The sequence below is a fragment of the Yokenella regensburgei genome, assembly GCF_003634235.1.
Taxonomy (GTDB): domain Bacteria; phylum Pseudomonadota; class Gammaproteobacteria; order Enterobacterales; family Enterobacteriaceae; genus Yokenella; species Yokenella regensburgei.
On the sequence record NZ_RBIZ01000005.1, the window covers coordinates 264,032 to 279,912 of the forward strand.

A 15,881-nucleotide genomic window follows, 5' to 3' on the forward strand; every position below is an offset into this window, starting at 1 on the left:
AATCCATGAATACAAATATGCTTTTATCAATATCTCTGCCATATGAGATTTTTTCAACTGCCCATCGTTTTGACGATCATTATGTCGATGATATGCAGTTCGGTGATTTGCATGATGAGGATTTTAAAAGGCTGGGATTAGCGGATATTTCTGCTCGCGTCGATCCCTTCAGGTGTCTGGAATTTGATCCGCTGACTTCTTTTAGTACCCATGCCCCTGATTTCAATTTTAAGCAGCCGAAAGGGAGGTCGATTAGCCGTCAGCGGTGTGCTGATATTATGTTTGATGAGATGAAAGCGTTATCCAGACAGTTTGCCAGTGGGCAGTATGCGCCGCTTATTGGCGAGTTGATTGACTATTTTCATTTTGGCAGCGGGCAACCCTGGTCCGGTCAGCTTCTTGACCAGGCTTATGATGAAGTCATTCGGGGGATTGGCACAAATGATGTGTTGATGAAAATTCAGAGGGCAATAAGTGAGCGTTTGCGTTCGAAACCAAAGGCAGGACTGGATTCTGAATTTATTTTTGGTCTTCAAGCTGATTTGAATAGATTCCGGTTGCCAAAATTCAACCGTTTTAAAGACAGGTTTAATGGGTTGGGAATCAGCGTACACGATTTTTATGCGCAAAAAATAAGCCTTATTCGTTTCCAACGTTATGCCATGTCATGGGATGGTCTTCTTTATTTTAAAGGGCAAGACCATTTTGGATTAGGCAAAGAGGATATTACTGACAAACTCTATAATAAATTTCGTTTTTTCCGACTCTGGTTTTTTCTGCAGCGCCATCGTGATTATGCATACAAACCTTTTTTGACAAATTGTAGTGCCAATGTACACATTTGGGGCGGTGCATGAAACCTGAGCACTGGAGGCGTAATTTAATTAGTGGTAGCCTGTTACTATTGATCTGCGGTTACCTGCTCTGGGCTCAACGGCCGGTGACTATCATTCGGGCAGGAGAACGATTTGAATATGAGCCCAAGCATTTTCATGGGCTTTATGCCAGCAGTCTGCGTGGGTTTATCGACTTTGAAGCCTATGATATTGCTGTTGACCATTTGGCATTAACCGAGTGGGGACGTATCCACTGGTATCTGGAGCATAAAAATGAACTGAAGAAAAAATATCGGATACCACTGAGTCATTCCTATCGTATTGTATTTTGGGATATTGGCGGAGGTTTTATCAACGGTGATAAATCCGGCGATGGCGATCTTTTCTGTTTTACGCCCCAAAAGAATACCAATAAAAATTGTATTGAAAAAAATATTTTTCTAAGTGTGGAATTTGATGCGGGAGGTTATGAGAAATTTTATTTCGATAGCCAGGACTATTACTGGATCACCATGTCGGACGGGAAGCTAGTGAGAATAAAAAATGCGTTATAAAAAACGCCGAAGAGAGTCTTCGGCGTTTTAGCATCAAGATTACAGAGCCGCAATAACCGCTTGCTGCTCAATCAGCTTCGCTTTCGCTTCAGCATAACCGTTCAGCTTTTCACGCTCTTTAGCGATGACCGCTTCCGGCGCGCGCGCCACGAAGCCTTCGTTGCTCAGTTTGCCTTCAATGCGACCGATTTCCGCTTCGATTTTGGCCACTTCTTTCGCCAGGCGAGCCAGCTCATCTTCTTTGTTGATGAGGCCAGCCATCGGGATCAGCAGCTCGGCGCCGTCGATGATTTTGGTCACGGAAACCGGACCTTTGTCATCGGCAGGCAGCACGGTGATGCTTTCCAGACGCGCCAGGGTCTGCAGGAAGCTCTGGTTCTCGTTCACGCGACGCACGGCGTCGGTGCTGCAACCGCGCAGCAGCAGCTCCAGCGGTTTGCCCGGAGCAATGTTCATTTCCGCACGGATGTTACGTACGGCGATGATGGCCTGCTTCAGCCATTCGGTGTCCGAAGCCGCGGCTTCATCAACCTGGGCTGCATCGTATACCGGGAACGGTTGCAGCATGATGGTGTCAGCGGTGATACCGCAGATGACCTTCACACGCTGCCAGATGGTTTCAGTGATGAACGGGATAATCGGGTGCGCCAGGCGCAGCAGACCTTCCAGCACGGTCACCAGCGTATGGCGGGTACCGCGCAGCTCTGCTTCTGTACCACCGTTCATCACCGGCTTGGTGAGCTCGAGGTACCAGTCACAGAACTGGTTCCAGGTGAATTCGTACAGGATGCCCGCGGCGATGTCGAAGCGATAGTTGTCCAGCGCTTCGCGATACGCTTTCACGGTCTGGTTGAATTCAGCCAGGATCCAGCGATCAGCCAGCGACAGTACTTTCTCGCCGCCGTTGAAGCCACAGTCCTGGTCTTCGGTGTTCATCAGCACGAAACGGCTGGCGTTCCACAGCTTGTTACAGAAGTTACGGTAACCTTCCAGACGTTTCATGTCCCAGTTGATGTCACGGCCGGTAGAGGCCAGTGCCGCTAGGGTGAAACGCAGGGCGTCGGTGCCGTGCGGCTCAATGCCGTCCGGGAACTGTTTGGAAGTACGCTTACCGATCTTCTCAGCCAGCTGTGGCTGCATCATGTTACCGGTGCGTTTTTCCAGCAGGTCAGCCAGGGAGATACCGTCAACCATATCCAGCGGGTCAATCACGTTGCCCTTGGATTTGGACATCTTCTGGCCTTCATCGTCACGAATCAGACCGGTCATGTAGACGGTCTTGAACGGCACCTGCGGCTTGCCGTCTTCATCTTTGATGAAGTGCATGGTCATCATGATCATGCGGGCAATCCAGAAGAAGATGATGTCGAAGCCGGAAACCATCACGCTCGTCGGGTGGAACTGACGCAGGGCGTCGGTGTTTTCCGGCCAGCCGAGGGTAGAGAAGGTCCACAGCGCTGAGGAGAACCAGGTGTCCAGCACGTCCTCGTCCTGGCGAAGCTGGATGTCGGCACCGAGGTTGTTTTCCTGACGTACTTCTTCTTCACTGCGGCCAACGTAGACGTTACCCTGCTCGTCGTACCATGCCGGGATGCGGTGACCCCACCACAGCTGACGAGAGATACACCAGTCCTGAATATCTCGCATCCAGGAGAAGTACATGTTTTCGTACTGCTTCGGTACGAACTGGATGTCACCGTTTTCCACCGCTTCAATCGCCGGTTTCGCCAGCGGCGCAACGCGCACGTACCACTGGTCGGTCAGCATCGGTTCGATAACCACGCCGCCACGGTCGCCGTAAGGTACGGTCAGGTCGTGCGGTTTGATCTCTTCCAGCAGACCCAGGGCGTCAACGGCGGCAACCATCGCTTTACGCGCAGCAAAACGCTCCATTTTCTGGAACTCTACCGGGATATCACTGGAGTAGACGGTCGTTTCAACGCCGTTGGTGTCATATACCTGCGCGCTTTCGCGGATGTCGCCGTCGAAGGTCAGGATGTTGATCATCGGCAGGGCGTGACGTTTGCCTACTTCATAGTCGTTAAAGTCGTGTGCCGGGGTGATCTTCACACAGCCGGTGCCTTTTTCCATGTCGGCGTGTTCGTCGCCCACAATCGGAATACGGCGGTTAACCAGCGGCAGCACCACGAATTTACCGATTAAGTCTTTGTAACGCGGATCTTCCGGGTTAACGGCCACGCCGGTATCACCCAACAGGGTTTCCGGACGGGTGGTGGCAACCACCAGATAATCTTTACCGTCTGCGGTTTTTGCGCCATCGGCCAGCGGGTAGCGGATGTGCCACATGGAGCCTTTGGATTCGCGGTTTTCGACTTCGAGGTCAGAAATCGCGGTGCGCAGTTTCGGATCCCAGTTGACCAGGCGCTTGCCACGGTAAATCAGATCTTCTTTGTGCAGACGGACAAACACTTCTTTCACGGCATTGGAAAGGCCTTCGTCCATGGTGAAGCGCTCACGCTCCCAGTCCACGGAGTTGCCCAGACGACGCATCTGGTTGGTAATGGTACCGCCAGACTCCGCCTTCCACTGCCAGATTTTGTCGATGAAGGCATCGCGACCGTAGTCGTGACGGGTTTTGCCTTCTTCGGCCGCAATCTTGCGCTCAACCACCATCTGGGTCGCGATCCCGGCGTGGTCGGTACCGACCTGCCACAGGGTGTTTTTACCCTGCATACGCTGATAGCGGATCATGGTATCCATGATGGTTTGCTGGAAAGCGTGACCCATATGCAAACTGCCGGTGACGTTCGGCGGCGGGATCATGATGCAGAAACTTTCCTGGCTTTCATCACCATTTGGTTTGAAATAGCCCTGCTTTTCCCAGTGCTCGTAAAGCGGCTGTTCGATATCTTGTGGGTTGTATGTCTTTTCCATTATTTCCAGGTTGCCGTGGTCAGGTTAAAACCGGCGAGGCGATAAGCTTTATAGCGATCGCGCGCCAGTTGTTTTAAAGAATCTTCATGAGGAACGAAGTCTATCACTTCTGTGAAAGCGGTGGCAAAATCTGCAAAGCCGGTGCGTAAACTAATCAACAGATCCCGTGGGCTGCTGTTGCGCTTCTGCGGCCAGGCTATCTCCACCGGGGCTCCGCCACGCGGGCCTTCACCCGACAGGTTATGCGGCACAAAGCTTTCCGGCGGCCGCGTCCACAGCGCTTCGTCGAGGCGAATGGCCTGCGCTTCGTCTTCACAGGCAATCAGGACACGTTTACCGCTGCGCCAACGTTCTGCGGCAAGTTCACACACCAGTTGCTCCACGGCGCTCAGGCCGTCGGCGGTGTTGTCGTTGTCCAGAAGATAGAACGTCGCATTCTTCATATATGGGGCTTCTTGTGATGGATTTAAAGCATGTTGCCCGGTGGCGCTGCGCTTACCGGGCCTACAGTGTGCTGCCGTTTGTAGGCCGGGTAAGGCGTCGCCGCCACCCGGCATTTAACATTACTCTTCGCCGTTAAACCCAGCGCGATTGAGCAGGAACTGCGACAGCATGGCTACCGGACGACCGGTTGCACCCTTGGCTTTACCGGAGCGCCACGCGGTACCGGCGATATCCAGGTGCGCCCAGTTGTACTTGCGGGTGAAGCGCGACAGGAAGCAGGCTGCGGTGATAGCTCCGCCAGGACGACCGCCGATGTTTGCCATATCGGCAAAGTTGGATTCCAGTTGTTCCTGGAACTCATCGCCGAGCGGCAGACGCCATGCGCGGTCGCCGGACTGCTCGGAAGCCCCGATCAGCTCATGCGCCAGCGGATTGTGGTTCGACATCAGGCCGGTGATGTGGTGGCCCAGTGCAATCACGCAGGCGCCGGTCAGGGTGGCCACGTCGATGACGGCTTCTGGCTCGAAGCGCTCAACGTAGGTCAGCACATCGCACAGCACCAGGCGGCCTTCGGCATCGGTGTTCAGCACTTCTACCGTCTGGCCGGACATGGTGGTCAGCACGTCGCCCGGACGATACGCACGACCGCCAGGCATGTTCTCACAGCCCGCCAGCACGCCGATGACGTTGATAGGCAGCTGAAGCTCTGCCACCATCCGCATCACGCCGTAGACCGCCGCCGCGCCGCACATGTCGTACTTCATCTCGTCCATGCCTTCGGCAGGCTTGATGGAGATACCGCCGGAGTCGAAGGTCAGGCCTTTACCTACCAGCACGACAGGACGTGCGTCTTCCGCCGGGTTACCTTTGTACTCAATCACCGACATCAGGGATTCGTTCTGCGAACCGTTCCCTACCGCCAGATAAGAGTGCATACCCAGTTCTTTCATCTGCTGCTCGCCAATCACGCGGGTGACGACGTTTTTGCTGTAAGCATCGGCCAGCTGACGCGCCTGGGAAGCCAGGTACGCGGCGTTACAGATGTTCGGCGGCATATTGCCGAGATCTTTCGCGGCCTTGATACCGGCAGCAATCGCCAGACCGTGCTGAATGGCGCGCTCGCCGCTGGTCAGTTCGCGACGAGTCGGCACATTGAAGACCATTTTACGCAGCGGGCGACGCGGCTCGCTCTTGTTGGTCTTCAGCTGATCGAAGCTGTAGAGCGTCTCTTTCGCGGTTTCCACCGCCTGACGCACTTTCCAGTAGTTGTTACGGCCCTTCACGTGCAGCTCGGTCAGGAAGCAGACCGCTTCCATTGAACCGGTGTCGTTCAGGGTGTTGATGGTTTTCTGGATAACCTGCTTGTACTGGCGCTCATCCAGCTCGCGTTCTTTGCCACAACCGATAAGCAGGATACGCTCTGACAGCACGTTCGGTACGTGATGAAGCAGCAGGGTCTGGCCCGGCTTACCTTCCAGCTCACCACGACGCAGCAACGCACTGATGTAGCCGTCGCTTATCTTATCGAGTTGTTCGGCGACCGGGGAGAGGCGACGCGGCTCAAAGACACCGACAACGATGCAGGCACTCCGCTGTTTTTCCGGGCTACCGCTTTTTACACTGAACTCCATGCACTACGCTCCTGAATCTTAAAGACAACAGCAGTGGCTACGGATAGAATTGAAACCTTTCGTAACTCATGTCCGCTGTTGCGGTGACTTCATGATATTCTTACTGTGTTTACGGTTTGAACACGTTCGAGAACGGATAACCGCCGAGTAGTTTAATCTTAGCGATGTTTTCGACGACTCAAGAGAATAAATGACGTTTAAGCCATGAAACAAGCTATTTTCCTGCAACAAGACGGGTTTTTACGGGCGTATTTATAGTGATAATCATAAGATATTTGATGCGGGAGACGCTGAAAAGCCAGCTTGCCATCCTTTTCATCCTGCTGCTGATCTTTTTCTGTCAGAAGCTGGTGCGGATCCTGGGCGCAGCGGTCGATGGTGAAATCCCGACGAATCTCGTGCTTTCTCTGCTTGGACTTGGGGTCCCGGAGATGGCGCAACTCATTTTGCCGCTGAGCCTGTTCCTGGGGCTCCTGATGACGCTCGGCAAACTGTATACCGAAAGTGAAATTACGGTCATGCATGCCTGCGGTCTGAGCAAGGCGGTGCTGATTAAAGCGGCAATGCTGCTGGCGCTGTTAACCGGCGCCGTGGCGGCAGTGAACGTGATGTGGGCAGGCCCGTGGTCGGCTCGCCATCAGGATGAAGTGCTGGCAGAAGCGAAAGCCAACCCCGGCATGGCTGCACTGGCCCAGGGCCAGTTCCAGCAGGCCACCAACGGCGATGCGGTGCTGTTTATCGAAAGCGTTGATGGCAGCAGCTTTAAAGACGTGTTCCTGGCGCAGCTGCGGCCAAAAGGTAACGCGCGTCCGTCGGTGGTGGTTGCCGATTCCGGCCATCTTTCTCAGCATAAAGATGGTTCGCAGGTGGTTACCCTGAACCAGGGGACGCGTTTTGAAGGCACCGCGATGCTGCGTGACTTCCGCATCACCGACTTTAAAGATTACCAGGCGATTATTGGCTACCAGGCGGTGGCGATGGATCCGACCAATACCGAGCAGATGAACACCCCAACGCTCTGGAACACGGATACCGACACCGCGCGCGCCGAACTGCACTGGCGCTTCACGCTGGTGTTTGCCGTGTTTGTGATGGCGCTGATGGTGGTTCCGCTGAGCGTGGTGAACCCGCGTCAGGGCCGCGTACTGTCGATGCTGCCTGCGATGCTCCTGTATCTGGTGTTCTTCCTGCTGCAGACCTCGCTGCGCTCCAGCGCCAGCAAAGGGAAGCTGGATCCGATGATCTGGATGTGGGGCGTAAACCTCTTGTATCTGGCGCTCGCGGTGGCGCTGAACCTGTGGGATACGTTGCCGGTACGCCGGTTGCGCGCCCGTTTTGCCGGTAAAGGAGCCGTATAATGCAGGCATTTGGCGTACTTGACCGCTATATCGGTAAAACTATCTTCAACACCATCATGATGACGTTGTTCATGCTGGTGTCGCTCTCGGGCATCATCAAGTTTGTCGACCAGCTGAAAAAATCGGGCGAGGGTACCTACACCGCGCTGGGCGCCGGGATGTATACCCTGCTCAGCGTACCGAAAGATATCCAGATCTTCTTCCCGATGGCGGCGCTGCTTGGCGCACTGTTAGGCCTGGGGATGCTGGCGCAGCGTAGTGAACTGGTGGTGATGCAGGCCTCCGGCTTTACGCGCATGCAGGTAGCGCTCGCGGTGATGAAAACCGCGATCCCGCTGGTGCTGCTGACCATGGCAATCGGCGAATGGGTGGCTCCGCAGGGCGAGCAGATGGCACGTAACTATCGTGCGCAGCAGATGTACGGCGGTTCGCTGCTTTCCACCCAGCAGGGGCTGTGGGCGAAAGACGGGCACAGCTTTGTTTACATCGAGCGCGTGAGAAGCAACGACGAGCTGGGCGGCGTGAGTATTTACTCCTTCAACGACAACCGTCGTCTGCAGTCGGTGCGCTATGCCGCTACCGCGAAGTTTGATACGGACAACAAGCTGTGGCGTTTGTCGCAGGTTGATGAATCTGACCTGACCGACCCGAAACAGATTACCGGCAGCCAGACGGTGACCGGCACCTGGAAAACCAACCTCACGCCAGACAAGCTCGGCGTAGTAGCGCTGGATCCGGATGCGCTGTCAATCAGCGGCCTGCACAACTACGTGAAGTACCTGAAGTCCAGCGGCCAGGACTCCGGGCGTTATCAGCTCAATATGTGGAGCAAAATCTTCCAGCCGCTCTCGGTGGCGGTGATGATGCTGATGGCGCTGTCGTTTATCTTTGGCCCGCTGCGTAGCGTACCGATGGGCGTGCGCGTGGTGACCGGGATTAGCTTCGGCTTCGTATTCTACGTGCTGGATCAGATTTTCGGCCCGCTGACGCTGGTGTACGGCATTCCGCCGGTGGTGGGTGCTCTGCTGCCAAGTGCGAGCTTCTTCCTGATAAGCCTCTGGCTGATGATGCGCAAGGCGTAGATTTTACCCCTCGCGCTAACCCTCTCCCCGGTGGGGAGAGGGTATCTCCAGAGCGGTGCTTAACGCTTTCTTCCGCCCAGTAAACTTCCTAACATCCCACGCACAATCTGGTTCGTCACCTGACGCGCCGCGCTTTTCGCCATGGTCTGCACCACGCCGTCACGCTGGCCGCCGCGCGGGCCGGTAGAGCCAAAAAGAATATCCTTCAGCCCACCGAGTATTCCGTCGTCAACGGCAACGTTCTGCCCTTTGGCCGGGGGGGCCTCCTGTTTGTCGGTGGCAACCTGCACGCCTTTTTGCAAAATTTCAAACGCCGACTCGCGGTCGATAACGTCTTCATACTTGCCGTACAGCGGCGAGTTGTTGATAAGCCCGTTGCGCTCGTCGTCGGTGACCGGTCCCATGCGCGAGCAGGGCGCGATAACCATCGCACGCTCCACTACGGACGGGCTGCCTTTCTCGTCGAGGAAGGAGATAAGCCCCTCGCCGGTGCCCAGCTCCTGAATGGTTTTCTCGGTATCAAACGCCGGGTTGGCGCGCATGGTCTGCGCGGCGGTTTTCACCGCTTTCTGATCCTTCGGCGTGAAGGCGCGCAGCGCGTGCTGCACACGGTTACCGAGCTGGCCAAGCACGTTGTCCGGAATATCGGAAGGATTCTGCGACACGAAGTAAACGCCGACCCCTTTGGAGCGGATAAGGCGAATAACCTGCTCGATTTTATCCAGCAGCACCTGCGGCGCATCGCTGAACAGCAGGTGCGCTTCGTCGAAGAAGAACACCAGCTTCGGTTTCTCGAGATCGCCCGCTTCCGGCAGCTGTTCATAAAGCTCGGAGAGCATCCACAAGAGGCTGGCGGCGTACAGCTTCGGCATCTGATAGAGCTTCTCGGCGCTCAGGATATTGATAATGCCTTTGCCATTGCTGTCGGTGCGCATCCAGTCTTTGATATCGAGCATCGGTTCGCCAAAGAAGTGCTCTGCGCCCTGTTGCTCAAGGGTCAGCAGGCCGCGCTGAATAGCCCCGACGGAAGCCGTGCTGATGTTGCCGTACTGGTTCTGGAACGACTTCGCGTTATCGCCGATGTACTGGGTGATGGCGCGCAGATCTTTAAAATCGAGCAGCAGCAGACCCTGATCGTCGGCGATGCGGAAGATAATGTTCAGCACCCCGGACTGGATCTCGTTGAGGTTCAGCAGACGGGCGAGCAGCAGTGGGCCGAGATCGGACACCGTTGCGCGTACCGGGTGACCCTTCTCACCAAAAATATCCCACAGCACTACCGGGTTCGCGTGCGGTTCCCAGTCGGTAATACCAATCTTTTTCAGCCGCTCCAGCAGCTTCTCGGAGGCTTGCCCCTCTTTGGCCACCCCGGTCAAATCGCCTTTTACGTCGGCCATGAATACCGGTACGCCGATCTCAGAGAACGATTCTGCCATCTTCTGCAGGGTGACGGTTTTCCCCGTCCCGGTGGCACCGGTGATTAAACCGTGACGGTTCGCCATGCCTGGCAATAAAAACAGCTCTTCTTCAATAGTGCGAGCTATCAGCAAGGGTGCGCTCATGTTTCTTCCTCCATTAGTCCTGCGAGCAGTATAGGCAACCTGAAGATAAAGTGATTCAGTAAATTCTGTTCTTTGCGATGCGCTTTCCAGGGCGCACTATGCTTTGCATACCGTTTACTTTTTTTTGGAAGATTATGTCCAGATTCTTTTTTAATGACCGCAAACAGCTGGTCAACGATGCCATCGAAGGCTTAGTGTTATCGGCGCCGCACGGCAACCTGGTGCGCCTGGATATCGACCCGGCCATCCGCGTGGTGGTACGTGGCGACTGGGATAAAAGCCGCGTCGCGGTGATCTCCGGCGGCGGCTCCGGCCACGAACCGGCGCATGCCGGGTTTGTCGGTAAAGGCATGCTTACGGCGGCGGTGTGCGGCGATCTGTTCGCCTCGCCGAGCGTCGACGCGGTGCTTAACGCCATTGTGGCCGTGACCGGCGATCGCGGCTGCCTGCTTATCGTCAAAAACTATACCGGCGACCGCCTCAACTTTGGCCTCGCCGCCGAGAAAGCCAAACGCTACGGCCTGAAGGTGGAGATGGTGATCGTCGCCGACGATATCGCGCTGCCGGACAACAAACAGCCGCGCGGTATCGCCGGCACGGCGCTGGTGCACAAAATTGCCGGGCACGCGGCGGAGCAGGGCAAATCGCTGTGCGAAGTGCGCGACATCGCGCAGGACGCCTGCAACAGCGTGTTCAGCCTTGGCGTGGCGATGGAGAGCTGCAACCTGCCGGGCAGCGAAGAAGATGAAGGGCGTATCAGGCACGGCCAGGTGGAGCTGGGGCTGGGTATTCACGGTGAACCGGGGGCATCGATTGTCGATAGCCACAACAGCAAAGCCATCATCGACACGCTGGTCGCACCGCTGAAGGCTCAGGTGGGCGATGCGCGGGTGGCGGTGCTGATCAACAACCTCGGCGGCGTATCGGCGCTGGAGATGGCGCTGCTGACCAAAGAGCTGGCGCATTCCGCGCTGAAAGACCAGATTGCCTGGCTGATTGGCCCGGCGCCGCTGGTGAGCGCTCTCGACATGAAAGGCTTCTCGCTTTCGCTGCTGAAGCTTAACAGCACTTTTGAAGCCGCCCTGCGGGAAGACGTTGACACCGTGGGCTGGCAGAAGCCGGTGGCGTTCGCTCCGGTGAGAACGGTGAAACACGCTAAAATTCACGACCGCATTGACTTCACCCCTTCGGATAACCCACAGGTGAGGGCGGCGGTAGCAGCGGTAACCAGCACGCTTATCGGCCTTGAGAACCAGCTGAACGCACTGGATGCAAAAGTTGGCGACGGTGATACCGGCTCGACCTTTGCCGAAGGCGCACGGGAAGTGGCCCGCCTGCTCGCGCAGGGACAGCTGCCGCTCAACGACACGGCGAAGCTGCTGCAGGTGGTGGGCGACAGCCTTGCCACGGTGATGGGCGGCTCCAGCGGCGTGCTGATGTCAATCTTCTTCACCGCTGCCGGGCAGTCGGTGCAGAACGGCAAAGGCGTGGCAGAAGCGCTGCTGGATGGACTGAAGCAGATGAAGCAGTACGGCGGTGCCGACCTCGGCGACCGGACGCTTATCGACGCGCTACAGCCGGCGCTGGAAACGCTGCGTAGTGGTGGAGACCTGCAGGCCGCGGCAAGCGCTGCGCAGCAGGGGGCAGAGCGCACCGCGACGATGAGCAAAGCCGGAGCCGGGCGCTCTTCCTACGTGAATAAAGAGAACCTCGACGGCGTGATGGACCCGGGCGCGGTGGCGATTGCCGAAGTGTTTAAAGCCCTCCGGGCCTGATAACAGCCCTCTCCGGGGAGAGGGCTTATGGCTTAGAAATCAGCCTTCAGCACCACGCGGTAGCGGGCTTTACCTTCCCGCACGTGCTGTAACGCCTCGTTGATTTTCGACATCGGGAACAGCTCGGTGGTGGGAGCCACCCTGCTGCGCCCGGCGAATTTCATCAGCGTGCGCAGCTCAGACGGATTACCGGTAGCCGAGCCGGAGACGCTGCGGTCGCCCTGAATCAAAGTGAACGCCGGAACCGACAGCGGCTTCAGCACCGCGCCGACGGTGTGGAAGTTGCCGCCATAGGCCAGCGCTTCAAAATACGGCTGCCAGTCGAGGCTGACGTTCACGGTGTTGATGATGAGATCGTACTGCCCCGCCAGCGCCTTCAGCGCCTCTGGGTCACGGCTGTTGACTACCTTATCCGCCCCCATGGCACGCACTTCCTGCTCTTTCGCCGGGTTAGAGCTGAAGGCAGTGACTTCGGCACCCATCGCCCGCAGCAGCTTAATGGCGATGTGCCCAAGGCCGCCAATGCCGATAACCCCGACGCGGCTGGTGGCGGTGATATGGTGCGTCAGCAGCGGTTTGAAGACGGTGATACCGCCGCAGAGCATCGGGCCTGCGCTTTCGATATCGATGCTGTCCGGCAGCGGGATGACCCATTGCCAGTCGGCCCGCAGCTTATTGGCAAAGCCACCGCGGTTCATGATGGTGGCGGTAGAGCCTTCGAGGCAGTTGATTTGGTTGCCGCTGATGCAGGCATCGCAATGCCCGCAGCTGCGCGCCGTCCAGCCCACGCCCACGCGCTGGCCGATTTTCAGCCCCTTGCTTTGCGCCGCGCTGCCGAGCGCGGCCACGCGGCCAATCACCTCATGACCGGCGACCAGCGGGTACTGGGAGATCCCCCACTCGTTGTCGATCATCGATAAATCGGAATGGCAGATACCACAGTAATCCACCTCCACTTCGACATCGTCCGGCAGCAGTTCACCTGCATCGTACTCCCAGACCTCCAGTTCGGCGCCCGCTTCTTTTGCGGCGTAGCTTTTTATTTTCGACATGATGCTTTCCCGTTGTTGGTGTTGAACTGGAAGTGTAGAGCATGGGGTTGTGGGGTGCTTCGCAGAAGGTGGTGGGAAGGCGGTGAACACCGCACCAGACAGTTCCCTCTCCTTTGAGGGTTCGGGAGTGATCCCCTCTCCCTTGAGGGAGAGGGTTAGGGTGATAAATGTGACTAACCTACTGAGCCGATGAATTTTTCAGCACTTAGCGCACACCACCCGCAACGCCGCTTGCATGGTGCAGCATGACAGGTATAATCCATGACGTTTCCGCATCCCCTTCCGTGCCGGAGTGGCGAAATCGGTAGACGCAGTTGATTCAAAATCAACCGTAGAAATACGTGCCGGTTCGAGTCCGGCCTTCGGCACCATACGATGCAATCAAGTCGCCCAAGGGCGGCTTTTTTTGTGTTCTGATTGCTATCTAACTGCATTTCTTTATGTAATTTTTCAGATGATTGTTGTGCAGGATACTCGTAGCTCATCGCAACTTATTGATTTTTCATCATCGTTTTCATATAGTCTTTTCATGGTTATTGCCATAGGTTGATTTTAAACGTTCACTTACCAAATAAGAGCTACAAAATGTCTAACCAGAATATCGAGTTTATTGGGCTGGATAATATTCATCTAGATATTGAAAACCCACGTCTACCTTCCTCTATGAAAAAAAACAAACCTAAAAAAGAGGATATTGTAAATTGGATGCTTAATGATGCATCAATTATAGAGCTGATGCTTGCAATAGGGCAGGCTGGTTTTTTCATCGGGGAAGCGCTTTTAGTCGTTCCAGACCCAAAAAAGAGTGGGCACTATATTGTTGTTGAGGGTAACAGGCGCTTGACATCTGTTATTTTATTAAACGAGCCTGGAATAGCTAAATCACAAAAATTAAAAATTGAAAAAGTACTTCAGGAAACAGATGAGAGACCGAGTGAAATACCTTGTATAATATTTGATAATCGAGATAAAATTAATAAATATCTTGGTTATAGACACATTACAGGAGTTAAATCATGGGGGTTGCTTCCAAAGGCTAGGTATTTGAATGAGTTGGCAAAAGATCTTGAGGATGATGATTTTAACTCAAAATGCAGAAAGCTAGCTAAGTCAATTGGGAGTCGCAGTGATTATGTTAAGAGTTTATTAACTGCATTTCAATTGTATTTGATAATAGAAGATGAAGGTTTTTTTAAGATAAAAGGACTAGATGAAACAACGCTTCATTTCAATTATCTCTCCGACTCTCTCGGTAAAGAGAATATTAGAGATTATATAAGGGTTGATCTTAAATTAAACAATCCTACTGCTGATGTAAGTATTGTACAACTCGAGTTGCTAACAAAATGGTTTTTTGAGAAGAATGAAAATAGCAGAAGTAGAGTATTAGGAGATAGCGCAAATCTTAAAATGCTAGATAAGGTTCTTGGGGATACAAGAGCTGAAGAGTACTTTAGGACGGGAATGGGAACAATTACCGAAGCGTTCAATCTGATTGCTGTGGATGCCGACTCATTTAATCAAGAGATTGAACAGTCACTTGCTGGTTTAAGACGCGCAAATAGTACAATTCATAATGTTGATAAACATTTGGATTCAACACGTTTAAAGTTAAAAGAAATCTTTACCATTGCAAAAAACATGAATGCCATCATCATTAATATGTCGGAAGATAAGTGGGATGATTAATTTTAAATCATTTAGCAGAACTCCAAGCGAAACGCTAGGAAATTCGCATTATTTCTGCGATTATATAGAACTATTATCTTTAATAAATGGAGATGATGGTATAAGTATTAGTGAGGTCTATGATAGGTTTTTGGAAGATGAAAAAATCCCAAACATTGGTTCCGAACACTCTGGCGAAACGAATCAGGAATGGGAAGGAAGAATTGGTAATTGGTTTGAGGAAATAAATGCAAGAAACAGTCATTATGGAAATCAGTACCCTTTTATGTTGACGGATAGCCGAGTAAAGCGTAAGGAAAATATTTCCGATGAGCAATACCTCTATTTACTTTTGCTTTTATGCTCATCTTTGAGTTATGTAAATGGCTATCATATGCTAACTTCTTTATTTGAGAAGGTTAGTTATTATGCAATGAAAAGTTTCCTTCCATCATACTCAAAAGTATATGTTTTCGGAGTTTCAGCTGGTGATAATGATCGATATATTGGAAGTTTGGAAGAAAAATATAGACTTCTAGCTGATGATCTCGGATTAACCATAGCACAGCATGAAGACGCATTTCGTGTTGGCGATAATGGTGATGGTGGGGTAGATATTGTCGCATGGGTACCATTTAAAGATGATCCAAATCTAGAACGGAAAATGGTTTTTTTAGGACAAAGCGCTGCAGGGAAGAATTGGACTAATAAGCAAGGGAGTGTTGACCGTGCTAGAAATTATATAATTGATTTACCATATAGTGCTCAAAATGTTCTTTTTGTTCCTTATGATTTTCGTAATTATCAGCGATTGTTTTGCCAAAGAGGAGAAATCACAGCATCATTAATTTTTGATAGGCATAGAATTATAAATCTAGTTAATGCCAGTGCTTTGCTTAACGACCCTTTAGGGGGTAACTTTCGTGAGATTGTTAACTACAGCTTAGAATATATTGAAGACATTGTATAAATAATAGGGACACATCTTTATGTGTCCCTATTGGTAATGTATTTAAAGAAATGA

Annotated in this window: 12 protein-coding genes and 1 tRNA gene; 8 read left to right on the top strand and 5 right to left on the bottom strand. The window is 53.4% G+C overall.

The window, feature by feature from the left end:
- Nucleotides 1–5: 5 nt before the first annotated feature.
- Both C7387_RS16375 and C7387_RS16380 read left to right on the top strand, forming a co-directional pair.
- Nucleotides 6–857, top strand: coding sequence for a DUF3289 family protein (locus C7387_RS16375; protein WP_040902714.1), 852 nt, complete (start codon nt 6–8; stop codon nt 855–857).
- Nucleotides 854–1,390 carry a DUF943 family protein gene (locus tag C7387_RS16380; protein WP_120817093.1) on the top strand — a complete coding sequence of 179 codons (537 nt, stop codon included), beginning with the start codon at nt 854–856 and terminating at the stop codon, nt 1,388–1,390. The genes C7387_RS16375 and C7387_RS16380 overlap by 4 nt, the downstream gene beginning before the upstream one ends.
- A 39-nt stretch (nt 1,391–1,429) precedes the next feature.
- On the opposite strand, the gene valS is transcribed toward C7387_RS16380, so the two are convergent.
- From valS to pepA, 3 genes are all read right to left on the bottom strand, one after another.
- Nucleotides 1,430–4,285 carry a valine--tRNA ligase gene (valS, locus tag C7387_RS16385; RefSeq protein WP_120817094.1) on the bottom strand — a complete coding sequence of 952 codons (2,856 nt, stop codon included), beginning with the start codon at nt 4,283–4,285 and terminating at the stop codon, nt 1,430–1,432.
- Entirely contained in the window at nt 4,285–4,728 is a 444-nt protein-coding gene (gene holC, locus C7387_RS16390; RefSeq protein WP_006816894.1) for a DNA polymerase III subunit chi, read from the bottom strand. The genes valS and holC overlap by 1 nt, the downstream gene beginning before the upstream one ends.
- A gap of 120 nt (nt 4,729–4,848) precedes the next feature.
- On the bottom strand, nt 4,849–6,360 hold the full coding sequence (gene pepA / locus C7387_RS16395) for a leucyl aminopeptidase (protein WP_006816896.1): 1,512 nt from the start codon (nt 6,358–6,360) through the stop codon (nt 4,849–4,851).
- A gap of 257 nt (nt 6,361–6,617) precedes the next feature.
- On the opposite strand from pepA, the gene lptF reads away from it, so the two are divergent.
- Both lptF and lptG read left to right on the top strand, forming a co-directional pair.
- Nucleotides 6,618–7,718, top strand: a complete 1,101-nt coding sequence (gene lptF, locus C7387_RS16400; protein WP_038252503.1) for an LPS export ABC transporter permease LptF — start codon at nt 6,618–6,620, stop codon at nt 7,716–7,718.
- Nucleotides 7,718–8,800, top strand: a complete 1,083-nt coding sequence (gene lptG, locus C7387_RS16405; protein WP_006816898.1) for an LPS export ABC transporter permease LptG — start codon at nt 7,718–7,720, stop codon at nt 8,798–8,800. The genes lptF and lptG overlap by 1 nt, the downstream gene beginning before the upstream one ends.
- Nucleotides 8,801–8,859: 59 nt before the next feature.
- Here the strand turns inward: lptG and C7387_RS16410 are convergent, their stop codons facing one another.
- Nucleotides 8,860–10,362, bottom strand: coding sequence for a helicase HerA-like C-terminal domain-containing protein (locus C7387_RS16410; RefSeq protein WP_120817095.1), 1,503 nt, complete (start codon nt 10,360–10,362; stop codon nt 8,860–8,862).
- A 134-nt stretch (nt 10,363–10,496) separates the two neighbouring features.
- Here C7387_RS16410 and C7387_RS16415 point away from each other — a divergent pair, with 134 nt between their 5' ends.
- The gene (locus C7387_RS16415) at nt 10,497–12,137 is read left to right on the top strand and encodes a dihydroxyacetone kinase subunit DhaK (protein WP_120817217.1); all 1,641 of its coding nucleotides are present in this window, start codon (nt 10,497–10,499) and stop codon (nt 12,135–12,137) included.
- A gap of 32 nt (nt 12,138–12,169) precedes the next feature.
- On the opposite strand, the gene ahr is transcribed toward C7387_RS16415, so the two are convergent.
- The gene (gene ahr / locus C7387_RS16420) at nt 12,170–13,189 is read right to left on the bottom strand and encodes an NADPH-dependent aldehyde reductase Ahr (protein ID WP_120817096.1); all 1,020 of its coding nucleotides are present in this window, start codon (nt 13,187–13,189) and stop codon (nt 12,170–12,172) included.
- A gap of 286 nt (nt 13,190–13,475) precedes the next feature.
- Here ahr and C7387_RS16425 point away from each other — a divergent pair.
- From C7387_RS16425 to C7387_RS16435, 3 genes are all read left to right on the top strand, one after another.
- Nucleotides 13,476–13,560, top strand: a tRNA-Leu gene (locus C7387_RS16425).
- 214 nt (nt 13,561–13,774) lie between these two features.
- Complete coding sequence (locus C7387_RS16430) at nt 13,775–14,878, top strand: hypothetical protein (RefSeq protein ID WP_120817097.1); 1,104 nt, start codon at nt 13,775–13,777, stop codon at nt 14,876–14,878.
- Nucleotides 14,871–15,827: a hypothetical protein gene (locus C7387_RS16435; RefSeq protein WP_120817098.1), complete on the top strand. Its 957-nt coding sequence runs from the start codon at nt 14,871–14,873 to the stop codon at nt 15,825–15,827. Before C7387_RS16430 ends, C7387_RS16435 begins: the two co-directional genes overlap by 8 nt.
- Nucleotides 15,828–15,881: the final 54 nt, after the last annotated feature.

What these genes read in the sequence shown, in the direction of transcription:
- C7387_RS16375 (WP_040902714.1), top strand. Translation starts at nt 6, where the DNA reads ATGAATACAAATATGCTTTTATCAATATCTCTGCCATATGAGATTTTT.
- C7387_RS16380 (WP_120817093.1), top strand. Translation starts at nt 854, where the DNA reads ATGAAACCTGAGCACTGGAGGCGTAATTTAATTAGTGGTAGCCTGTTA.
- valS (WP_120817094.1), bottom strand. Translation starts at nt 4,285, where the DNA reads ATGGAAAAGACATACAACCCACAAGATATCGAACAGCCGCTTTACGAG.
- holC (WP_006816894.1), bottom strand. Translation starts at nt 4,728, where the DNA reads ATGAAGAATGCGACGTTCTATCTTCTGGACAACGACAACACCGCCGAC.
- pepA (WP_006816896.1), bottom strand. Translation starts at nt 6,360, where the DNA reads ATGGAGTTCAGTGTAAAAAGCGGTAGCCCGGAAAAACAGCGGAGTGCC.
- lptG (WP_006816898.1), top strand. Translation starts at nt 7,718, where the DNA reads ATGCAGGCATTTGGCGTACTTGACCGCTATATCGGTAAAACTATCTTC.
- C7387_RS16410 (WP_120817095.1), bottom strand. Translation starts at nt 10,362, where the DNA reads ATGAGCGCACCCTTGCTGATAGCTCGCACTATTGAAGAAGAGCTGTTT.
- C7387_RS16415 (WP_120817217.1), top strand. Translation starts at nt 10,497, where the DNA reads ATGTCCAGATTCTTTTTTAATGACCGCAAACAGCTGGTCAACGATGCC.
- ahr (WP_120817096.1), bottom strand. Translation starts at nt 13,189, where the DNA reads ATGTCGAAAATAAAAAGCTACGCCGCAAAAGAAGCGGGCGCCGAACTG.
- C7387_RS16430 (WP_120817097.1), top strand. Translation starts at nt 13,775, where the DNA reads ATGTCTAACCAGAATATCGAGTTTATTGGGCTGGATAATATTCATCTA.
- C7387_RS16435 (WP_120817098.1), top strand. Translation starts at nt 14,871, where the DNA reads ATGATTAATTTTAAATCATTTAGCAGAACTCCAAGCGAAACGCTAGGA.